We start from the raw sequence: 19,733 nt of genomic DNA on the forward strand, positions 1-19,733 counted from the left end.
TGGGTTGGGGGGACGACGTCCTTTCTAGGTCGTCGCGGTGAACCCCACGGGCGACGGCCCGGAAGGGCCATCGTACATGGAGCAGCGCGAAAGCGTTTAACGCATCGATGGTGGCAGCGAGTCGGCCAGCGGGCTCAAGTACAGCGGGCTCGCTCGGTGGCGTTCCGGATCGGGACGGAGCAGATCGGCCGCGGCCTCCAGCAAGTCACGTCGACTGATTTGACCGACCAACTTGCCTCCGCTGACGATCGGCACGCGCCGGTAGGGCGAATTGAGGAACAGCTGTGCGATTTGCAGGATGTCCGCGTTGGGGCCCAGCGTGAGTGCGGCGGTGTCGGCAAATTCACCGACCTCGCGTTCTCGGGCGGACTCCTTCACCGAGTCGCTGACGCCTCCCCGGCGAACGCGGTCGGCAACTTCGACTGCGATCCGGTGCTGTGCCCGCAAGACGTCGCGGCGACTGACTTGGCCGGCCAGTTTTTCGCCGAGCAGGATGGGCAGGCGGCGGTACGGTGTTTGTTCGAACTTTTCCGCGACGTCGTGCAAGCAGTCGTTTTCGCCGATGATCCGGTTTCGATCCAGGTTCATGTAGGATCCGACATTGGTCCCCGGCACCTGGTCGTAAATTGCAGCGACCAACACCCGCATGGCAGTCTTTTCGGAGAAGATGCCCAGGAAATTCCCTCGCTCATCGACCACCGGAGCCCCCGAGATGCGTTTGCTGAGGATGTGATCGATGGATTGAAAGACATCGTCGTCGCGTGAGAGCGTGATCAGATCTCGCTTCATGAACTCGCGGACCTTGGGCGCGCTGATCCCCAAATCGAGCGCCGCGGCCATCGGGCCGGTCATCGCCCGCATGCAGGACTTTTCGCTAAAGACACCGGCGTATTGGCCTTGATCATCCACGACCGGAGCCCCGGAGATGTTGTCTCGCAACAGCCTCGCGACACCATCGAGAACCTTGGTGTGCGGGGAGAGCGTTACCAATTGGCGACGCATGAAATCCTGGGCCACTTTCACTTCGTTCATCTCAAGTCACTCACTGATTGAAGAATTGTCCTAAGTCCTCGATAGTCGCTCGGGTTGAACACGCCTGTTCAGATCCCGAAGCCCACCCCGCAGCCGTCGGCTCCTCCCCTGCGATTGAAGCTGGTCGAATAAAAAAGATGATTGCTGCGTCGCCGAGCGAGCGCTGCCAGATAAGGCCCCCAGCAATAACTATAGCGGGTGCACCGGCCAGATGCGACATTCTGTCAACTTGCCGCCATTTTTTTGGTGTCCCGGACACCGCGAACAGTCTGTTTAGGGACACTGAACGCGTGGGGACAGACCTCGGATATTAGCCCTGCAATCCCCAAAATCCGACGGCTCCCTTCTCCCCCGGCTTTGCGGGGGAGAAGGGCTGGGGATGAGGGGGCAGGCGGCGGCGATGCGAGGACCGACGACAGGGAGACAGACGCAGGGCGACACGGGGCCAGGCCCAGCGCCACCGTCTGTGATGGGGGTCGGCTTGATTGGATTCGTTCGGGGGGATCAGGGGGGGAAATCGAAAAAGCCCACGGATGGCAGCGCGTCCCCACGGATCCCGGACCGGATCTCATCCGTGGGTACGCATTGCCATCCGCGGGAAAAACGTGCTCGGAACTCTGCGGGGACAGACCCCGGCGGAACTCTGCGGGGACAGACCCCGGTGGCCGACTGATGAGCGGGGCGAAAACCTGAGGATCGACAACGGAAAGTCGGCGCGCTCGCTCAGGGAGGGCGGCGGTTCTGGTATACAGTTTCGATCCCCCGCGGGCTGCGTGTGCGGCGCGCGATCCGATTTCGATTTTTCGCTGGAAAGAACAACTGATGCGACACCACTTTTTGACCTTGGTTCTCGGGCTCCTGGTCGGCACCTGGAGCGTTGCGGGTGGCCCGTCGGCCCGTGCGGCTGACGTCTATGACTATGACGGCGTGCATTCCTCAGTCAGTTTCAAAGCGAGGCACTTGGACATCAGCTGGATCCATGGCCGATTCAATGAGGTCTCGGGGACGTTCTCCCTGGATCGTCAGGATCCGTCAAAGTCCACCTTCGCGCTGACGATCAAGGCCGACAGCATCGACACGGCCAACAAGGCCCGCGATGAGCACCTGCGTCAACCCGATTACTTCGATACGAAACAATTCCCCACGATCGAATTCCGCAGCACCAGCGTCAAACCGATCGACGGTGGATACGAGGTGACGGGGGACTTCACCATGCACGGCACGACCAACCAGATCACACTCGTCTTGATGGGCGGAAAGGAGCATGATTTCAAGAAGGTCAAGCGGGTCGCGTTTTCCACGGAGCTTTCACTCAAACGCAGCGATTACGGTTTTGACGCGCGAGCGATTGGCCCGATCGGTGACACGGCGTTGATCATGATTGACTGTGAAGGCGTTCGCGAATAACTGATGCCAGATCCGATCCTGTACGCCCGGGCGATCCTGGCCGCCCTAATCGCCAGCGCCGTGATTGTCGCGGCGTTGGTGTGGCCGCGGCGATCTTCGACGCCGGCCTGGATCAACACGGCGTCCGGCATCGCGATCGGAATCGGCTTGATAGCGGGGCTGTGGGTCGGATCGGTTCACGTGTCGGTGCCGCCAGCGACCGCGCTCGATCGGCTGCTCCTGCTCATCCTGCCCGCCGTGCTGTTGGTCGAATGGGCCGCAGCGCTGCCGCGTGTGGCAACCGGGTTCGTCTGGCTGTTGCGGATCAGCCTGGTGTTGCTGGTCCCACGCGTTTTGTTGCACGGTTCGGTTTACGTGAATAATCCCGACGAGTGGACCGTCTGGCAATCAGCGATCACGATCGGCGTCTGCTGGACCTTGCTGTCAATTTGTTGGGGGGGACTGTTGACGTTGGCCCGTCGCAGCCCAGGGATTTCGATTCCCGTCAGTCTATGTCTGTCGCTGCAAGCGGCGGCCGCAACGGTGATGATGGCGGGCTATCTCAAAGGCGGTGAGGCGGCGATGCCGATCGTCGCAGCGTTGTTGGGAACTGCGATCGTGGTTTGGGCAGTCCGCGGTCGTCGACGCGGGCCGGTCGACGAGCGGCCATTGTTGCTGCCGCCTGTTTTGATCGGCGTCGGCGTGATCGGCCTGTTCGGGATCTTGTTCATCGGCCACTTCTTCGGACGCGTGACCGACGGCCGGGCCGTAACGATCGGTGTCGCGCCCGTGCTGGTTTGGGTCGCTGAGCTGCGGCCGTTGAAACAGCAACGGCCGTGGATTGTGGGGGCCATTCGGCTCGCTCTGGTTTCGATCCCACTGCTGGTCACCCTAGCGCTGGCCAAACGCGATTACGATCGCGATCTGGCACCGCTGGTCGTGATGACCTCGGTGGATGTTCTCACCGAGTCGGCACTCGGCTCGCCGTGACCGCCTGTTTTCGCACATTGCCTTGTCGTGCCGGGGTCTTATGGGGACAGACCCTAGGACAGCGCCACTTTGGCGTAGCTACGCTCGAAGCGAGCGTGGAAACCCCCGGGAATCCACCTTCTGGCGAAGGTAGCTACGTTCGACCGGTGATTCACGGTGTTTCTTGAGCAAAGCGGCGCTGTCCAGCTAGGCTCCTGGCCTGAGTTGGTTCGTCTGGGGAGGTCAGGGGGAATCGAAAAAGCCCACGGATGGCAGCGCGTACCCACGGATGTGATGCGGTCTGGGATCCGCGGGGACTGGGATCCGCGGGGACTGACCCCGACGTCGCTGCGGGGACAGACCCCGGCGTGGGCGGAATGCGGTTCGTTTGGGCGGGATGACAGACTCGCTTAGGGAGTCGCTGCGGCCGGCAAGGCATGCGGACGGGCGGTGAGATCGCCGCAGGGGCCGAAGGTTTTCTCGATCCGAATCTTTTTTCGCTACGCCGCTTGCAAAAAAGGCCGCAGCTTTCCAGAATCTTTGTCGAGAACAATTCTCATTAGCGTTAGTTAGTGAACTGCCCGAGTCCATTTGTCTTCCCCCGCACCAAGAAACCGGACCGCCCCGTGCAAAGGCGGACGCCATCCGAGGAGATATCCCACCATGCCTGCCCAGCGTCCCTGTTTCCTCCAGCCGGCAGCCCTCCAGCCCGCAACCCGCCGGCCCCAACGAAACGCCTTCACCCTGGTGGAACTGCTGGTCGTGATCGCCATCATCGGCATTTTGGTCGGGCTGTTGCTGCCGGCCGTCCAAGCGGCCCGTGAGGCGGCGCGGCGGATGAGCTGCACCAATAACATGAAGCAGATCATTTTGGCGGTTCACAACTACGAATCGGCGACCAAGCGGCTGCCCCCGGCCTGGACGCGACCGGCGATGACCGGTGACGGCTGGTCGACCCAAGCCAGGATCTTGCCGTATGTCGAGAACGTCTCGTTGGCGTCGGCGATCGATTTCGGAGCCGGCTATGGAGCGGCCCGGATCACGGTCGACGGCGAATCGATCAAGGTTTCCAGCTTCCGCGTGCCGGTCTACCTGTGCCCCAGCGATGTCAACGACTTTGAACGCCCCGATGACGACGGCAACCCCTATCACTACCCGCTCAGCTACGGATACAACGCCGGCCCTTGGTTTGTGTTCAACCCCAACACGAACGAAACCGGCCCCGGATCGTTTGCCACCGGACGCCCGTCGCGGTTCCGAGACGTGTTGGACGGATTGAGCAACACCTTGGGCTTCGGTGAAGTCAAAGCTCGGACGGCGTACTACCGCGACGTGGAGATCGCCGGAGACATCGACATTCCGACCGAACCGGCAGACATCTGCGCCCTGGGCGGCAGCCTGAAGACCGACACCGGTCACACCGAATGGGTCGACGGACGCGTTCACCAATCGGGGTTCACGACGACGTTTTCCCCGAACCGCAAGGTGCTGTGCACCGCCAGCGGCCGCGAATTCGATGTGGACTTCACCAACATCCGCGAAGGCAAGGACACGACGGCACTGACCCAGGCCGCCGTCACCTCACGCAGCTATCACCAAGGCGGCGTGAACGTCACGATGATGGACGGTTCGGTCCGCTTCATCACCGATTCGATCAACCTGGAACTGTGGCGAAACCTGTCCACACGGGCCGGCGGCGAAACCGTGACCGTGCCGGAGTAAACGGCAGGTGCGAGTTGGATGGACCGATCTGGCGTAGCGGAACTCGCGGAGAGTTTCGATCGCCCTAAACGGAGTCGTGCTGTTGGCGAGCCGAAAGCCTTGGCGGCTTCCGCTACGCGTTGGCGAAGTGCTCTGCGACGGCATCACGCGAGGGCTGCTTGATCACGCCGCGTTCAGTGATGATGGCCGTGACCAATTCGGCGGGGGTGACGTCGAAGGCGGGATTGAGCACGTCGGCGGCGTCGGGGACGATGCGGACGCCATGCGGCGCGGCGACTTCTTCGCGACCGCGCTGTTCGATCGGGATGTCGTCGCCGCAATCAAGTTGTAAATCGAACGTGTTGGTCGGGGCGGCGACATAAAACGGCAACCCGTGATGTTTGGCCAACACCGCGACGGGATAGGTTCCGATTTTGTTGGCCACATCACCGCGTGCGGTGATCCGGTCGGCCCCGACGATCACGGCTTGGATCTTTCCCAGTCGCATCAACGATCCCGACATCGAATCGGTGATCACGGTGACATCGACGCCGGCTTGCGAGAGTTCCCATGCGGTCAAGCGTCCGCCTTGCAACAGCGGGCGGGTTTCGTCGGCGATGACTTTCGGCGCGTCGCCGGTCTGGTGCAGGTGATAGATCGGTGCGAGCGCGGTGCCCCAGGTCGACGTGGCCAACCCGCCGGCATTGCAATGCGTCAGCACGGTTTGGACATCGGCCAGCAAGGGTGCGCCATTGCGTCCGATCGCGTGACACATCTGGCGGTCTTCCTCGTGAATCCGCGTGGCCTCGGCGACCAATGCGTCTTTCAATTCAGCCTCCGGCGTGGAGTCAACGATCTGCCGCATGCGATCGAGCGCCCAGAACAAATTGACCGCGGTGGGGCGGCTGGTGGCCAGGGACTCGATCGCGTCGATGTATCGCGACCGGCCGGGGGTACCGGTCTCATCCGCCGGAACGGCCAGGCAAACGCCGTAGGCCGCCGCGATGCCGATCGCCGGTGCGCCGCGAACGACCAAGCGCCGGATCGCGTCATGCGTCTGTGCGACGGAGGTGCAAACCAGCTCGGTCAATTCCCCCGGCAGCTTGGTTTGGTCGATCAAAATCAAACGGTGGTTTTCGAAGCGGAGTGTTTCGGGGGCGGTCATGAATCAGACGACGGAATGGGAGCGGTTACTGGGGTTCACCCGAAGGCGTCTACACTGAACAATGTAGACCATCCCTGCTCGGGGGCGAACATGCCTGCTCCGGGGGCGAAGAAGACGCCCGGCCATCGGGTTGATGGGCCGTCCTACATCATGAGACTGATTCGTTGATCGCTTTTTGGATAACGCTACCGATCGAACTGCGATTGGTGTTGCTGGCCGTGATCGGGGTCATGCTCGGCGCGCTGGCCAACTGGGCGATCTATCGATTGGCGTGGGACGCGAGATTGATCGGTCCCTGGTCCCCGGCGGACCCACAGGCACCGCCGCGAAAGACATCGGATCGAATTCCGATCCTCGGTTGGCTCGGGTTGCGTCGCGAAGTCCCCCTGCACGGCAAAGCGTTTTGGGTTCGCCCGATGCTGATCGAGTTGTCGATGGCGATCGGGATACCGCTGTATTACTGGTTCGTTACGCAGACGGGGATGTTGCTGCCGCCGGCCGATCGCGTTCCGGTGGCGATCGCCGGGTATCAACCCTGGATGACGGTGGTTTTCGCATCGCACCTGATCCTGATTTCGTTGATGGTGGCGGCGACGTTCATTGATTTCGACGAACAAACGATTCCCGACGAGATCACGATCCCGGGGACGTTGATCGCGTTGGTCGTGGCATGCCTGGCGCAGAAAGACTCCTTTCTACCGGCGTTGGATCTGAATGGCGTGCTGGTTCCTGTTGCGTTTTATCTGCCGGCGCCGGCTGAGGCTCCGAAGTGGACAGGTCCGGCGGGCTGGTGGACCGGCGTGGGGATTTGGACGATGTGGTGTTTTGCCCTCTCCAATCGACGGCTGATTCTGCGGCGCGGTCCGCTGAAGGCGTTCGAATACTTCTTCGCCTCGCTGGTGCGCAACAAGCCGTACAACCCATGGAAGCGGTTGCTAGCGATGTGGTTGATCGGAGCGGTGATCATCCGAATCATCTTCGGCGTCGGCGGCGCCACGTGGATCGGATTGCTGACGGCGTTGATCGGGCTGGGGGTCGGCGGTGGGGTGGTCTGGGCGATTCGGATCGTCGGCAGCGTCGCGATGCGGCGCGAAGCGATGGGGTTCGGCGACGTGACGTTGATGGCGATGATCGGCGCGTTTATCGGCTGGCAAGGCGCGGTGATGTCGTTTTTCCTGGCGCCGATCGCCGCAATCGCGATCGTGCTGGTGTATTTCATCATCACCCGAAATTCCGAGATCCCGTTCGGTCCGTATCTGTGTGCCGGCACGCTGTTGTCCGTTTTTGGGTGGGATCGGCTGGTCAACGGGTGGTTCTTGGGCAATCTGGCGATTCTGGGGCCATTTATGCTTTGGCTGTTTCTTGCCCTAACGGGTATCATGGGGGTGATGCTTTATTTTTGGCGGGTCACAAAGGAGACGCTGTTCGGTGAATGAGAACATGAACAATCACGATCGCGGGTACGGTTTCACGAACCTGGTTTCGGCCGGCGCAAGGTGCCTGGTCGGCGCTGCGATCTTGGGACTGATGTGCGGGTGTGTTGACACACCGGTTGCATCCGAGCCAGTCGTCACCGAACCCTCCGAACCGGTGGTCTTGGTCGGCGATTCGTCATCGTCCGAAGTGAAACCCGAGCCCGCGAGCGAAACCGCAAACGCAACGAAGGGCGAAGAAGCATCCAGCGAAAAAGCCCCCGAATCGGAAGAGCAAACCGTGACAGAGTCGAACGAAAAGCCGGCGCCGAAACAAAAGTTGGATTTCGTCAAAGAGTACAACGCACTGGATCGCAACGCCGCCTACGTGATCTTGAACAAGGGCACCGAACCGCCGGGGCCGGGCGGGTACACGATGACCAAGGACCCCGGCACCTACATCTGCCGTCAATGCAACGCACAGCTGTACCGCAGCGAAGATAAGTTCGAAAGCCATTGTGGCTGGCCGAGTTTTGACGATGAGATCAAGGGTGCGGTCCGGCGCCAAAGAGATGCCGATGGTTATCGAGTCGAGATCTTGTGCGCCAACTGTGACGGTCACCTGGGACATGTGTTTGAAGGTGAACGGTTCACCGAGAAGAACACGCGGCACTGCGTCAATTCGATTTCGATGAAGTTCGTCCCCAAAGGCAAGGAACTGCCGCCCAAGCTGGTGATCGAAAAGGAAAAGGAACCGAAGGGGGATGCGGAGACGAAAGAGAATTAGCGGGCCGAAGCGTTGGCGTGCAGGCTTGGGCCGACCATGGTCGCTGTGAACGCGGCGAGGGAATTCGCCTGAAGGCTAGACACCAACGGTTGCTTTAAATACCCCCGTGCCCTTTTTTGACAAGGCGTCTATTCCGATGCTCGTTTGGATCGATCGAATTTTGCTCCTGGCGCTGGTGATGGTGGTGGCGGTGCTCGTGTTCACTTCTTGGCCCGCCGCGATGGACGAGCAAACACTCGACGGCCAGGCGTTGCTGGTGCACATGATGGCCAGCGGAGTGCTGGTGATGGGGTTGCCGGTGTTCGCGTTGTTTTTTCTGCGATACCTGCCGGCCAAGCGGACGACGTCCTGGCTGCAAATCCTGGGCTACATCGCGACCCTGGCTGCCGGACTGGTCACGATCGTCACGGTGTTCCTGTGCATGCTGCCGGTTGCGTCGACCCACCAGATGCATTCACTCATGTCGGTTCATGGCTGGGCGGGATTCATGATGATACCCGCGATCGTGTTGCTATTGATCGGAACGCGGGCTACACGATCAGCATCGCATCCCCATAGCTGAAGAAGCGGTATTCGCTTTCGATCGCTTTGGCGTACGCCTCAAGAATCAGCTCGCGTGTGGCAAAGGCACTGACCAGCACCAGCAACGTGCTCTTGGGCAAGTGAAAATTGGTCATCAACGCGTCGACGACCTGGAATCGGTAGGGCGGGCGGATGAACAGATCCGTGGTCGAGGTCCAGGCCCGCAGGTCACCCGAGAGGTCTGCGGCGGCGCTCTCGAGCACGCGGACGCTGGTCGTGCCGACGGCGACACAGCGGCCGCCGGAGGCCCTTCGCTGGACGATCAAGTCGGCGTTTTCCTCGGTGATCTGTCCCCACTCGGTGTGCATCTCGTGCTCCGACAGCGTCGCGGTGCTGATCGGACGGAACGTTCCCAGCCCGACGTGCAGCGTCACCGACGCGGTCTCGGTGCCTCCGTCGGCGATCTGACCGAGCAGACTGGGGGTGAAATGCAAACCGGCGGTCGGCGCGGCCACGCTGCCGGGCGTCTTGGCAAACACGGTTTGGTAATTGGACACATCCGCATCGACCATGTGCCCGTCGCGAATGTACGGTGGCAGCGGCACGCGTCCGTAGCGACTGAGCCACTGATCGGCGCTGGCGGATTCTGACAATTCGGCTTCATCGCCACCGAAGGCCAACCGATCGGCGGGGGGGCGAGGCAGCACGAGCATGTGCCCGTGTTCGGTCCGCGCGACTACTTCCAACCGCATGCCGGGCAACCCGTTGCGGTCTTCGATCGTGATGGTTTCGCCGGGAACCAGTTTTCCGCGGGTTTTGGTCAACACCTCCCAGATCCCTGTCTGGGCGTCTTCGCGCAAGAACAATCCCTGCCAGCGACCTTGGGTCCGAGTGCGGAACCCGACCATTCGCGCCGGGATGACGCGGCTGTCGTTCAGCACCAGTGTGTCTTCGCTTCGCAACAGGTCCGGCAGATCGCGCACATAGTGGTGTTCGATCTCGCCACTGCTGCGATGGACCAACATCAGCCGGGCGTCGCTGCGGGTCGCCAGCGGTTCCTGGGCGATTCGCTCACGGGGTAATTCGTAGTCATATAAATCGATTTCGCTCATGGCCGAAGTGTAGCAGCCGGCCGTGCGATTGAAGATGGGAGGCAAGGCGGGCGACCGCTACGATCGGGGCCAAGTGAACGATCGGGAAGAGGCTGAAATCTGATTTGTTGGCGTGCCGAAACAGGGAGAGAATGCCGATCGACAGGCCGGAAGCCTTTCCCATTTTTTCCCCGTTGTGATGCCGTATTACGACCTCAACGAACTTCGCCGAGCTGCGATGGGGCGGTGGGGCGAGATTTTGATTTCCGCGGGCATCCCGGCAGCAGTCTTGGATGGTCGGAACCATCCCTGTCCCAAGTGTGGCGGGCGTGATCGATTCGCGGCATTTGGGGATCTGCAACAGCGTGGGGCGGTCCATTGCCGCCGTTGTTTTACCCGCGGCTGTGCGATCCGCCCGGGGGATGGGATCGCCACGCTGCGCTGGTGGCTGGGGTGTTCGTTTGCCGAATCGCTGGCTTTCCTGGCCGATGTGGTGGGCGTCCGGCCGGCCGTCGGCAGCCCCCGCAACCGACCGGCTGCGACTCCATCGTCCGGGTCAGCTTCATCGTCCTGCTCGGCGGCTGCGGTCCCCATCGACCAGTCTGCCGAAGCGATTGACAAGCACACCGCCTTCGCACGCGACGCCTATCACCGCATCGATGCTGCCACGCGTCGCCGGCTGGCCGAACAACTGACGGTCTCTCAGCACGCCTTACAGAGGCTCCGGGTCGGTGTGACCGCTGATGGCAACGGTTCCACATGGCCGATGCGAAATGAACACGAGCAAGTGATCGGCGTTCGCATCAGCGGTTTACCGTGGACGCAAAAACGAAACTGCAAATGGTCCCGCCGCGGCAGCCAAAGCGGGATCTTTATCGCCCGCCCAACCACCGGACCCGGCAGCACGAGAGGAATTCCGGAGACGCTGTATGTCACCGAAGGCGCCTCGGACACCGCAGCTGCGATCACGTTGGGCTGGTGGGCAATCGGAAGGGCCAGTTGCAGCGCGTCGACCTTTTTCGTCGACCGCTACATCCACCGACACCAGCCTCAACGACTTGCGATCGTCGCCGACAATGATGAAGCCGGACGAAGCGGGGCCAAGCGATTGGCCAAGTCACTGTGCCAAACCCTGCCACGGTCCTTGAGCCACGTCGACGTGATCGCTCCACCCGCACCGGCAAACGATCTCCGCGTCTGGGCGGCGATGTCTCCGATCAATCTGGCCGACGCCACAACGATCGCCACGATCCGATCGAAGACGCAGAAGACGTTTCAGTTTTGAGTTTCAGGAGTTGGGAGTTGGGAGTTGGGAGTTGGGAGTTGGGAGTTGGGAGTTGGGAGTTGGGAGTTTCATTTTTCCGCCCCCATTTTTCTGTCAAATCTCAGCTGCTACTCGCAAAAAAAAAGCGTCAGCGGATCCGCTGACGCTTTTTCGTGATGCGGTGGTTGCGATCGGCTTTAGAAGCACACGGCGCGGTCGCCGGTGTGGATCTTCGCCAAGCTGGCTGCGTCAGTGACGGTTGCGACTGACTGGTTGCCATTGACGCTGTTGATCAGCAGGTGTGCCACCAAGCGTTCTCCAGTCAGGTACTGATGGTAAACGGTCACCGAGGATCCGGGACGCATGGCTTGGCCGCTTCGCAGGATGACGCGGCCCGATTTCTGATCGACTCCGACGACGGTCGCCACGACGTTCTTTCGTGCGGCCGGTTTGGGGGCGATGCGAGCTTGATCGGCTTGAGCAGCTTCTTTGATCGGGAGTGCGACCGGCATCGGCAGGGCTTGCGGTTTTTGTTCCGCCGCCGGGGCAGACGTCGCCGCGTCGTCACTGAGCGACAGCGAAACCGGCTTGCTGATCGAGCGGGTTGCGGGGGCATCGGAAGTCGCGGTGACCGGTGAAATGGTGACCGGTTGGATCGCCATGCCGCCGATCATTTTGACCTGACCGACTTCGACATCGGATCGCTGGACCTTGGCAGCTTGAAACAGTTTCAACCCTTCGGCGGTTGTGGTTGTGTCGGCACCCGCGGCACCGCTTGCGGCATCTGTGGCGTCTTCTCGAATCGGGGCTTCCAGCACTTCGGCCCCGGAGGCACCGGCACCTTCACCCTGAATCCCCTCGGCCTCCTCGGTGCCTTCACCGGAAATCGGATCCGGGACGACCGGCGGCGGAACCAATTCTTCGGGCACGTCCTCTTCGATCGGTCCGGTCGCTCGATTCGGGCAGCACACGCACAGGGCTTTTGCCGCGGCGGCTCGCACGTCCGCGTTGGGCTCCAAGTGGCAACCGCTGTCGTCGCGTTCGTAGGCGATTTCGCTCAACCGTTTGGTCACCTTCTCGCTGCAGCAGGACGTCGATCCGCACTTGCTGCACCCTTCGCCATTGGCAGCCGTTTCGATCGCATCGATTGCCGCCAATCGGACGTCCGGCGTGCAGTCGTCCATGGCCGCGAGCAGGGCATCGGTGATCTTGCCTTCCTTGTCGTAGCATCCGCAGCCCATCTTGGCCAGGAACTTGATCGCCTTGATCTTCTGGGCCTTCAGGTCCTCGGCTTGCTTGATCTCCGCAGCCGCTTTGATCGCCGGGTTGGGGGATTCCAGGTTGGCCGGATCGCCGATCCGCTTCAGCGGGGGCTTTCGTTCCAGGCCGGGAAAGTTACCGCGGCGGTTGACCGTGACGTCGCGGATTTTTTGGATGCCCTGAGGGATTCCGATGAACCGCCAGATGGTCGGCACCGGCGCCTCGGTGGGCGTTTGGGCGTCAGACGGGGATGCGGTGGAAATGGCTAACGCTGCCACCGAAATCCAAATGAGATGATTCGTTTTCACCGTGGCATTCCATTGCGGTTTGTGTTTCGATGGCGTTTCGCGAGGGTGATCGAATGGCTCCGCAGGGCGTCGATCCCATCGTTTCGCACACACACCCATGCATGTGTCCTTACTATGGTGATCGGCAAATCACCCACGTCAGTTCATTTGCAAAATGCGACTGAAGACAATCACGCCCCGGTTTCTGGCGAATCCTGTGAAAGATTGCCGATTGCGCGGATTGCACGACGGGCGTGATTGAGAAAAACTGCCGTGTGCTGTGTCCGAAAGACGTCAGAGCGGCAGAGTCCGTGGTCGAACGATCGGCGATTGACAGTTTCACGCGCACTGTTTCATCGGTACGGTTCGGTTGGAAAACTCAACTGAGATCAACCGGTTTGCGCACTTGGTCCCATTTCTTAATGGCCTGCGGAAAAAGGGTAAGAAGATTTCGGGGGTAAGAAGATGATGAATCGCGCTCTCCATCCAGTTTCGCCAATTTTCCTACCTCCAAAATCTTCCTACCTCTCCATCCGACACGACGAGGAAACTGGAGAGGATGGCAGAATGATTCGCACTCAGAATGATTAAATGCCATGGGCGGACAGCTGATCTCAAGGGAGTACAGCGGAATCGAAACCGTCAAAATTCCACGCCAAGAATGGCACGGGCCTAAGCCAATTTGCTGAGCCGTAGGCGCTAGCCTCGGGCCTTACCGCCGTGTTCAAGGCGTATCAAGGACCGCGGCTAGCGCCGTCGGCTCACCGAGCCCGTGCCATTCTCCCACCCCAAGTTTTCAGAGCACTTCCAGCTTCAGATTACGGAACCGAACTTCGGTTTTGCCGCCGCTGTGGAGCTGGAAGGCGATGATGCCGGTTTCGGCGCCGTCGGGATCGTGCAGGTCGACACAGGGCTGGCCGTTAAGAAAGGTCTGGATGTGGTGTCCGCGGGCGACGATTTCATACGTGTTCCACTCGCCCGGCTTGACGTGTGACTCGCCGGATTGATCCCACAGCAGCTTTCGTCCGTGTTCTTCGTACAGCTTGCCCCACCAGCCGGCGCCGATGTCGGCTTGGTATCCGGAAACTTCGCCGTCGTGGGCGCGGCTGCGGAACTGGATCCCGCTGTTTCCGGCGTTCTCGACCAATTTGACTTCGACGGTCAATCGAAAATCAGCGACCGAGAGATCACTGACGATCCAATCGTTGCGGCGCAGCCCGTCGGTCCGCCCGACCAATTCTCCGTCTTCCACCGACCACAGGGATGGATCGCCATTCCAGTGTGACAGATCGGTCCCGTTGAAGAACGCCGCGGCATTCTCTTTGGTTGCCCGCATCGGTACTTGCTGTTTCCCGCGCAGGTAGGCGATCAACGAACGGACTTCGTGTGGCGAGAACTGTTTTAATTGGTCATCGGGCATCATCGACTTGTCGGCTGTTGCGCGCTGTTCGATTTCATCTTTGGGAATCACAACGACCGCATCGGAGGTTTGGACGGTGAGCGAGAACTCGTCTTCGGCCTTGACCAGTCCGTTGACCACGCGACCGTCGTCGACCAAGACGACCGTCGGCACGTATTCCTTGGCCATCACGGCGCTGGGGTCGACGATATTCGACAACAGGTACTCCAAGTTCGCGCGGTTCGATCCGGTCAGATCCGGTCCGACTTTGAAGCCGACGCCGTACAAGACGTGGCACTTCATGCAGGTCTTGGCAAACACGGCGCGCCCGAGTTCCAGGTCCGCCGGCGGGTGATCCGTCGAGGCGACCAGTTGCTTGTACTCACCGATCATCGCCAATTTGTCGGCCGCCGATTCGCGGGCGACGCCCCAGACATTGTCCAGCATCGCATCGATTTTCTTGTTGCCCAAGAATTGCAACTGCCGGACCAGGTCGGCGGTCAAGTCGGTGCCGGGGATCTGTTCGGCTTCGATGGCCGTCAGCAGGGAGATACCGGGATTGACCCGCGAGCACAGCGTCGCCAGCGCCGAACGCTTTTGGGCCGGATTGAGTTCTCCGTAGACCTTCAGCAAGGCCGGCGCGATGGCAGCGTCGTCGTACTGTGCCAGTCCCCGGATCGCGTCGTCCCGCAACGGTGAGTCGACTTTCAAAAGATCGATCAGGGTCGGGACCAAGCCGGGGTCGTCCATGTCCAGCAGTGACCGCAGGGCGACTCGCCGGGTCTCCAACGGCGCGGACGCATCGGCGACTTGCGTTCGCATCGCCGCGAGCGCTTGCTGGTCGCCGAACGTGACCCCTAGGGCAACCGCTTGCAAGCGGACGTCGTGATCCGGGCTGGACAGCAGCTTCCGCGCGACCAACGTCCACTGCGTTGGCGGCTTCACTTGGCGTCGTCCTTCCAATGAAGATCGGATCGCGTTGAGGTAGGTCAGTTGCGTGGCCGCGTCGCTTGCGCGTCCGAGTGCCACCACCAGGACGGTCAGGGAGTCTTCGCCGCTCTGGCCGATTCGCCGCAACATGAATTCTCGCAGCAACGGGATTCGCTCGCCCGCCGACATCGCCAACGCGATCGCCCGCGAGGCATCCAGATCGGCGAGCGGTTCGGCCGCATACCAGTACATCAACGGCAAGTTGTGGTCGCGGGTGTCTTCGGCGTGCGAGGTCAATGCCTGCAGCAAGTCCCAACGCGAATCCAAGGCCAGTTTTTGGGCCGCCGAGGCGAGGTACAAACGCACGATCGGCGAATCGTCCTCGCCGGCCATGTCGACGAATTGTTCTAAATACTCCGGAGTGACATTCCCCGCTGTCGATTCCATCACCATTTGGATCGACCAACCGCGAACGTAGGGGCTTTCGTCAGCCATCAGGGAGCGAGTAACGTTGGAATCGAAATTCCCCGTCACGTGCAGTGCCCACGCGGCGCGCAGCCGGCGCGTGTCGTCGGTGTGTGTCGTGGCGATTTGGCGTAGCCACGTGACGGCTTCGGTTGCGATCACCCGCTCCGCGGCTCGTTCCTGCAGCACCCGACGGCCGTGGCGGACGTACCAGTCGTTGGCGTGAAGCGTCAATTCGGCCAACTGCAGATCGCTGGCCGAGCCGAAGTCGATCTCCGGCGCGGCGGCGCCGACTTCGTCACCGTAGCTGATCTTGTAGATCCGGCCGTTGCTGCGGTCGTGCAGCGTGGATTCGCGGCGGTGACAAGCCTGCATGTCGTACCAATCGATCATCCACGCGTTGCCGTCGGGCCCGTAGCGGAGGTTCAAAATTTGCGAGGCCTGGTCGCCGGTTAACAGAAAATCGGGACCGTGGCGTCCGACGTATCCCGATCCGGCGGGTTCCAAGACGTCGACGTTCAAGCGTTGTCCGTGAATGTTGTTCATCATCAATTGGCCGCGGTACTTTTCGGGCCACGTGTCACCCAGATAAATCATCGCCCCGGCATGCGCGTGGCCTCCGCCGGCAGAATCCGATTTGCTGTTGCCCCCGTGCGGCGTGGCGCCCAGGTAGTGCAGGTGGTCGGCAATGGTGACGATGTCGCGGTAGGTGTGGTTGTTGAAATGCCGGCCGCCTTGGCGTTGATAGCGGGCGCCGTCGATGATGTGGTACAGGTGCGGGATCACACAGGCGGTGATGAAGGCTTGGCCGTGATCGTTGAAGTCCACGCCCCAGGGGTTGCTGGTGCCGTGGGCGAAGACTTCGAACTCGTGGCGTGTGGGATGGTATCGCCAAACGCCGCAATTGATCGGCGTCCGCTGGTCGTCCGGCGTTCCCGGTTTGCCGACGCGGGAGTGGGTGAACACGCCGTGGCAACCGTACAGCCATCCGTCGGGGCCCCAGATGAACGCGTTCAGGGTTTCGTGGGTGTCTTGATAGCCCCAGCCGTCGAGCAGGATTTGGGGTTCGGAATCGGGAACATCGTCACCGTCCTTGTCGGGAATGAACATCAGGTACGGTGCCGCACCGACCCAAACGCCGCCGAACCCGACTTCCAATCCGCTGACCAGGTTCAGCCCTTCGGCAAACACCTTGCTGTGATCCAGCGAACCGTCGTCGTCGGTGTCTTCAAAGATCAAGATCCGGTCGCGTCCGACGTCGCCTTCGGCACGCGTCGGATACTCATACGCCTCCGCAATCCAGACTCGTCCGCGATCATCCAGGGCCATCGCGATCGGTTGTTTCACATCCGGTTCGGCCGCGCCCACGGTGACTTGAAATCCCTCGGGGACTCGCATCGCCTCGGCAGCCTGCCGGGCTTCTAGCCCCGCGTGCGGGTACTCATCGGCGGTCAGGGCGATCATGGCCGGCGTCGGTCGCGCGGGAGGTTTGGCATGCAATCGGAAATCGTCAAAGTTGACGTGTCCCCAGCCGCCGTCGGACTCGTCGACCAGCCGCACCATGACTTCTTTGCCGACGTGGGCACGCAGATCGACGATAACGCGTCGCATCGTTTCGCTGTTGGTCCCGTTGCTTTGATAGAACACGCGTTCGCTGTCCTTGCGCAGCAATTCGACACGCGTGGATTCGTGCTCGCCGCCGTTGGCCAGGTACGACGCATAGGGCTGGGAGACGATGAACGGAGCCGAGGTGAGTGTTCCGGTGGGCTCGTCGCCCAGTTTCTCAAAGCCGCCGATCCAAAACTGACCGTCATGGTTGCTGTGCATGTCAGCGCGCCGCGGTTTGACGGTGTCGCCCTTGACCGGTTGGCTGTCGAACGCGGTGCCGGTTGCCGTCCAGTCGTCCAGCGTGCCGGTTTCGAAATCCAGATTCAGCACTCGGCCATCAAGGTTTTTAGGACGGATCCCGGATGCATCGGCCGTGTTGTCGGCGGTCGCTTTTCCGGCCGCCGGGTCAGCGACATAGCTGCCGTCGGACTTTTTGATTCGCAAGTAATCCAACGCAAACATATATGCTTTCTTGGCGTTGGGATTGGCACCGACGATCGTCACTCCCAACGTGTGCTTGCTGCCTTTCAATGTCAATTTCGGAAACGACAACACACCGGTCGTGACGACTTGGCGATCGAACAGATCGATCGGTTCTCCCAGCGGTTGATCGTCAATCGACAGCTGGACGATTCCGTAGTCCACCGCACAGGTCAGGACCACGTCCAAGTCGATGGCTCCGGTGACCGGCGGCAACTGAATCGTCAGCGTGTCGCCGGGCTTGGCATCGGTCCACCACAGTTGCGACTTGCCGCTCCAGTTGTCGGCATTGAAGTTCGACATGTCCTGCGGACGCGCGTTGCCTCCGGTGGCGAGAAACTTCAACGATTCACCTTCGATGGCTCCGACGGCCCGAGTGGTTTGGGGATCGATTTTCGATTTCGGGCCACGTTTGGCGGTCGCACCTTCGGCGCTGGGTGGTTTGGATCCCTGGTACGGTTTCGGTTGGGCGGCCAGCCACTGTTCTTGGGAAACCGGCTGTTGCGTGTGTTTCAGCACATGGGCGCCTTTCATGCCGCCGACGATGATGTCGGGATGACCGTCGGCGTCCAGGTCATTGACGACGATCTGGCGTCCGATCCCCGCTTCGCCGTCGGCTTGATAGGGGACCCAGTCGATGCCGTCTTCCCCGCGAACCAGCCGGAACCAGTACACGACGGCGCCGGCGTCCCACATCGGACTTTGTCGATGGTGTGACCAATAGGTCTTTCCCGTCACGATGTCTTTCAAGCCGTCACCGTCGATGTCGGCCAGTTCGACCGAATGCGGCTCGCTGAACAGCACTCCGTATTGGTTGTCCGACGGGTGTGATCCCATGATTTGGTGTTGCTTGAACGTTCGCTCGTCGCCATCAACGATTTGCTCGAACCACGACAACCCGAAGTTGTGCGCCGAGTCGCTGGTGATGATGTCGTTGTCGCCATCGCCGTCGACGTCATAGGCGTACATCTCCGCGCCGCCGCTGCCCCCGCAAAGACGCACGTCGTGATGCATCCAACGCGATGTCAGCGCGTCGTTTTCCGGCTGCTCGTACCAGCCCTTGGGGTGAATGATGTCCAGTCGATCGTCGCCGTTGACGTCACCGATCCCCAGCCCGTGTCCGAATCGCGTCGCGGTCACCTGCGGCGAAATGGCATGAAACTGCCACGTTCCGAAAGGGTCTTCGGCGTCGATCGTTGCGAATCCAAAGAACCCATCCCGCGTGCACACCAACTCGGGACGATCATCGCCCAGCAGGTCGGTCAACTCGGGCGATTCATTGGACACCCAATCGAACACCTGGTGCTTTTTCCAATGCGCATCCAATCCGGCCTGTTTGGGATTCTCGTAGACGTAGGCGGGGGTCCCGGGGAATCCGACGACGAAGATGTCGTTCCAGCCGTCCTGATCGAAGTCGTAGATCCAGGAGAAAAAGTGGTCCGCATAGCGGTTCATGTCTTGCGGAACCGGCGGATAGATTTCGTGCTTCGTTTGGTAGTCAGGCCCGGCAAACCAATACGGCCCATACACCACGTCGTTGATGCCGTCGCCGTTGATGTCGCCGGCCGAGACACCTTCGCTGAAATACGTTCCCGTCAGTTGCTGTCGCTGGAACTGGTGCAGCGTGGGGGCGTCGTCGGCGGCCGAGCCACGGCTGTCGATCACCGTGGCGATCGAGACGACGACGATCGAAGCGGCGATCCACAAAACGGGGCGAGAATGGTTCACAAGGCTGTTTTTTCGCATCGGACGCTTGCCGGAGGAGGTGGGGATGGGAAACGGCAGGGATCGTATTCTACAACGACGGCAGCGTGTATGTTGTGGAGACCTGCCCTTCTTTGTCCCGCCCCACCTGCCGGAATGAACCTGCGATGAACCGTCTGCTTCAATTGTTCACAGCGATCTTGCTGCTGGGTTTGCCCCTTGGTCCAACCGTGGCCGCCACGGAAGTAAACGGGCCGACGGAAGCGAAACG

At 61.0% G+C, this 19,733-nt stretch carries 12 protein-coding genes; 7 read left to right on the top strand and 5 right to left on the bottom strand.

Annotated elements, in window-relative coordinates; all coding sequences use genetic code 11:
- Positions 1 to 96: 96 nt before the first annotated feature.
- Positions 97 to 1,032, bottom strand: a complete 936-nt coding sequence (locus Mal15_RS08230; protein ID WP_147867323.1) for a CBS domain-containing protein — start codon at positions 1,030 to 1,032, stop codon at positions 97 to 99.
- An 822-nt stretch (positions 1,033 to 1,854) separates the two neighbouring features.
- Between Mal15_RS08230 and Mal15_RS08235 the strand changes: the two genes are divergently transcribed.
- The 3 genes from Mal15_RS08235 (at position 1,855) to Mal15_RS08245 (ending at position 5,109) form a co-directional block, all read left to right on the top strand.
- Positions 1,855 to 2,439: a YceI family protein gene (locus Mal15_RS08235; RefSeq protein WP_147867324.1), complete on the top strand. Its 585-nt coding sequence runs from the start codon at positions 1,855 to 1,857 to the stop codon at positions 2,437 to 2,439.
- A 3-nt stretch (positions 2,440 to 2,442) separates the two neighbouring features.
- On the top strand, positions 2,443 to 3,408 hold the full coding sequence (locus tag Mal15_RS08240; protein ID WP_147867325.1) for a hypothetical protein: 966 nt from the start codon (positions 2,443 to 2,445) through the stop codon (positions 3,406 to 3,408).
- A gap of 642 nt (positions 3,409 to 4,050) precedes the next feature.
- A complete protein-coding gene (locus Mal15_RS08245; RefSeq protein ID WP_147867326.1) occupies positions 4,051 to 5,109 on the top strand; it encodes a DUF1559 domain-containing protein in 1,059 nt (352 codons plus the stop codon).
- Between the two features lie 112 nt (positions 5,110 to 5,221).
- On the opposite strand, the gene mtnA is transcribed toward Mal15_RS08245, so the two are convergent.
- Positions 5,222 to 6,253, bottom strand: a complete 1,032-nt coding sequence (gene mtnA, locus Mal15_RS08250; protein ID WP_147867327.1) for an S-methyl-5-thioribose-1-phosphate isomerase — start codon at positions 6,251 to 6,253, stop codon at positions 5,222 to 5,224.
- Positions 6,254 to 6,417: 164 nt separating this feature from the next.
- Here mtnA and Mal15_RS08255 point away from each other — a divergent pair, with 164 nt between their 5' ends.
- From Mal15_RS08255 to Mal15_RS08265, 3 genes are all read left to right on the top strand, one after another.
- A complete protein-coding gene (locus tag Mal15_RS08255) occupies positions 6,418 to 7,689 on the top strand; it encodes a prepilin peptidase (protein WP_147867328.1) in 1,272 nt (423 codons plus the stop codon).
- Positions 7,690 to 7,693: 4 nt separating this feature from the next.
- On the top strand, positions 7,694 to 8,452 hold the full coding sequence (locus tag Mal15_RS08260) for a methionine-R-sulfoxide reductase (protein WP_233903339.1): 759 nt from the start codon (positions 7,694 to 7,696) through the stop codon (positions 8,450 to 8,452).
- Positions 8,453 to 8,588: 136 nt separating this feature from the next.
- On the top strand, positions 8,589 to 9,014 hold the full coding sequence (locus Mal15_RS08265) for a hypothetical protein (protein WP_147867329.1): 426 nt from the start codon (positions 8,589 to 8,591) through the stop codon (positions 9,012 to 9,014).
- Here the strand turns inward: Mal15_RS08265 and queA are convergent.
- The gene (gene queA / locus Mal15_RS08270; protein ID WP_147867330.1) at positions 8,983 to 10,086 is read right to left on the bottom strand and encodes a tRNA preQ1(34) S-adenosylmethionine ribosyltransferase-isomerase QueA; all 1,104 of its coding nucleotides are present in this window, start codon (positions 10,084 to 10,086) and stop codon (positions 8,983 to 8,985) included. The genes Mal15_RS08265 and queA overlap by 32 nt on opposite strands.
- A gap of 178 nt (positions 10,087 to 10,264) precedes the next feature.
- Here queA and Mal15_RS08275 point away from each other — a divergent pair, with 178 nt between their 5' ends.
- Complete coding sequence (locus tag Mal15_RS08275; protein WP_147867331.1) at positions 10,265 to 11,350, top strand: primase-helicase zinc-binding domain-containing protein; 1,086 nt, start codon at positions 10,265 to 10,267, stop codon at positions 11,348 to 11,350.
- 176 nt (positions 11,351 to 11,526) lie between these two features.
- On the opposite strand, the gene Mal15_RS08280 is transcribed toward Mal15_RS08275, so the two are convergent.
- Both Mal15_RS08280 and Mal15_RS08285 read right to left on the bottom strand, forming a co-directional pair.
- Entirely contained in the window at positions 11,527 to 12,897 is a 1,371-nt protein-coding gene (locus tag Mal15_RS08280) for a hypothetical protein (RefSeq protein WP_147867332.1), read from the bottom strand.
- Between the two features lie 775 nt (positions 12,898 to 13,672).
- Entirely contained in the window at positions 13,673 to 19,486 is a 5,814-nt protein-coding gene (locus Mal15_RS08285) for a PVC-type heme-binding CxxCH protein (RefSeq protein WP_233903340.1), read from the bottom strand.
- Between the last annotated feature and the right edge of the window lie 247 nt (positions 19,487 to 19,733).

The sequence above is a fragment of the Stieleria maiorica genome (assembly GCF_008035925.1).
Taxonomy (GTDB): domain Bacteria; phylum Planctomycetota; class Planctomycetia; order Pirellulales; family Pirellulaceae; genus Stieleria; species Stieleria maiorica.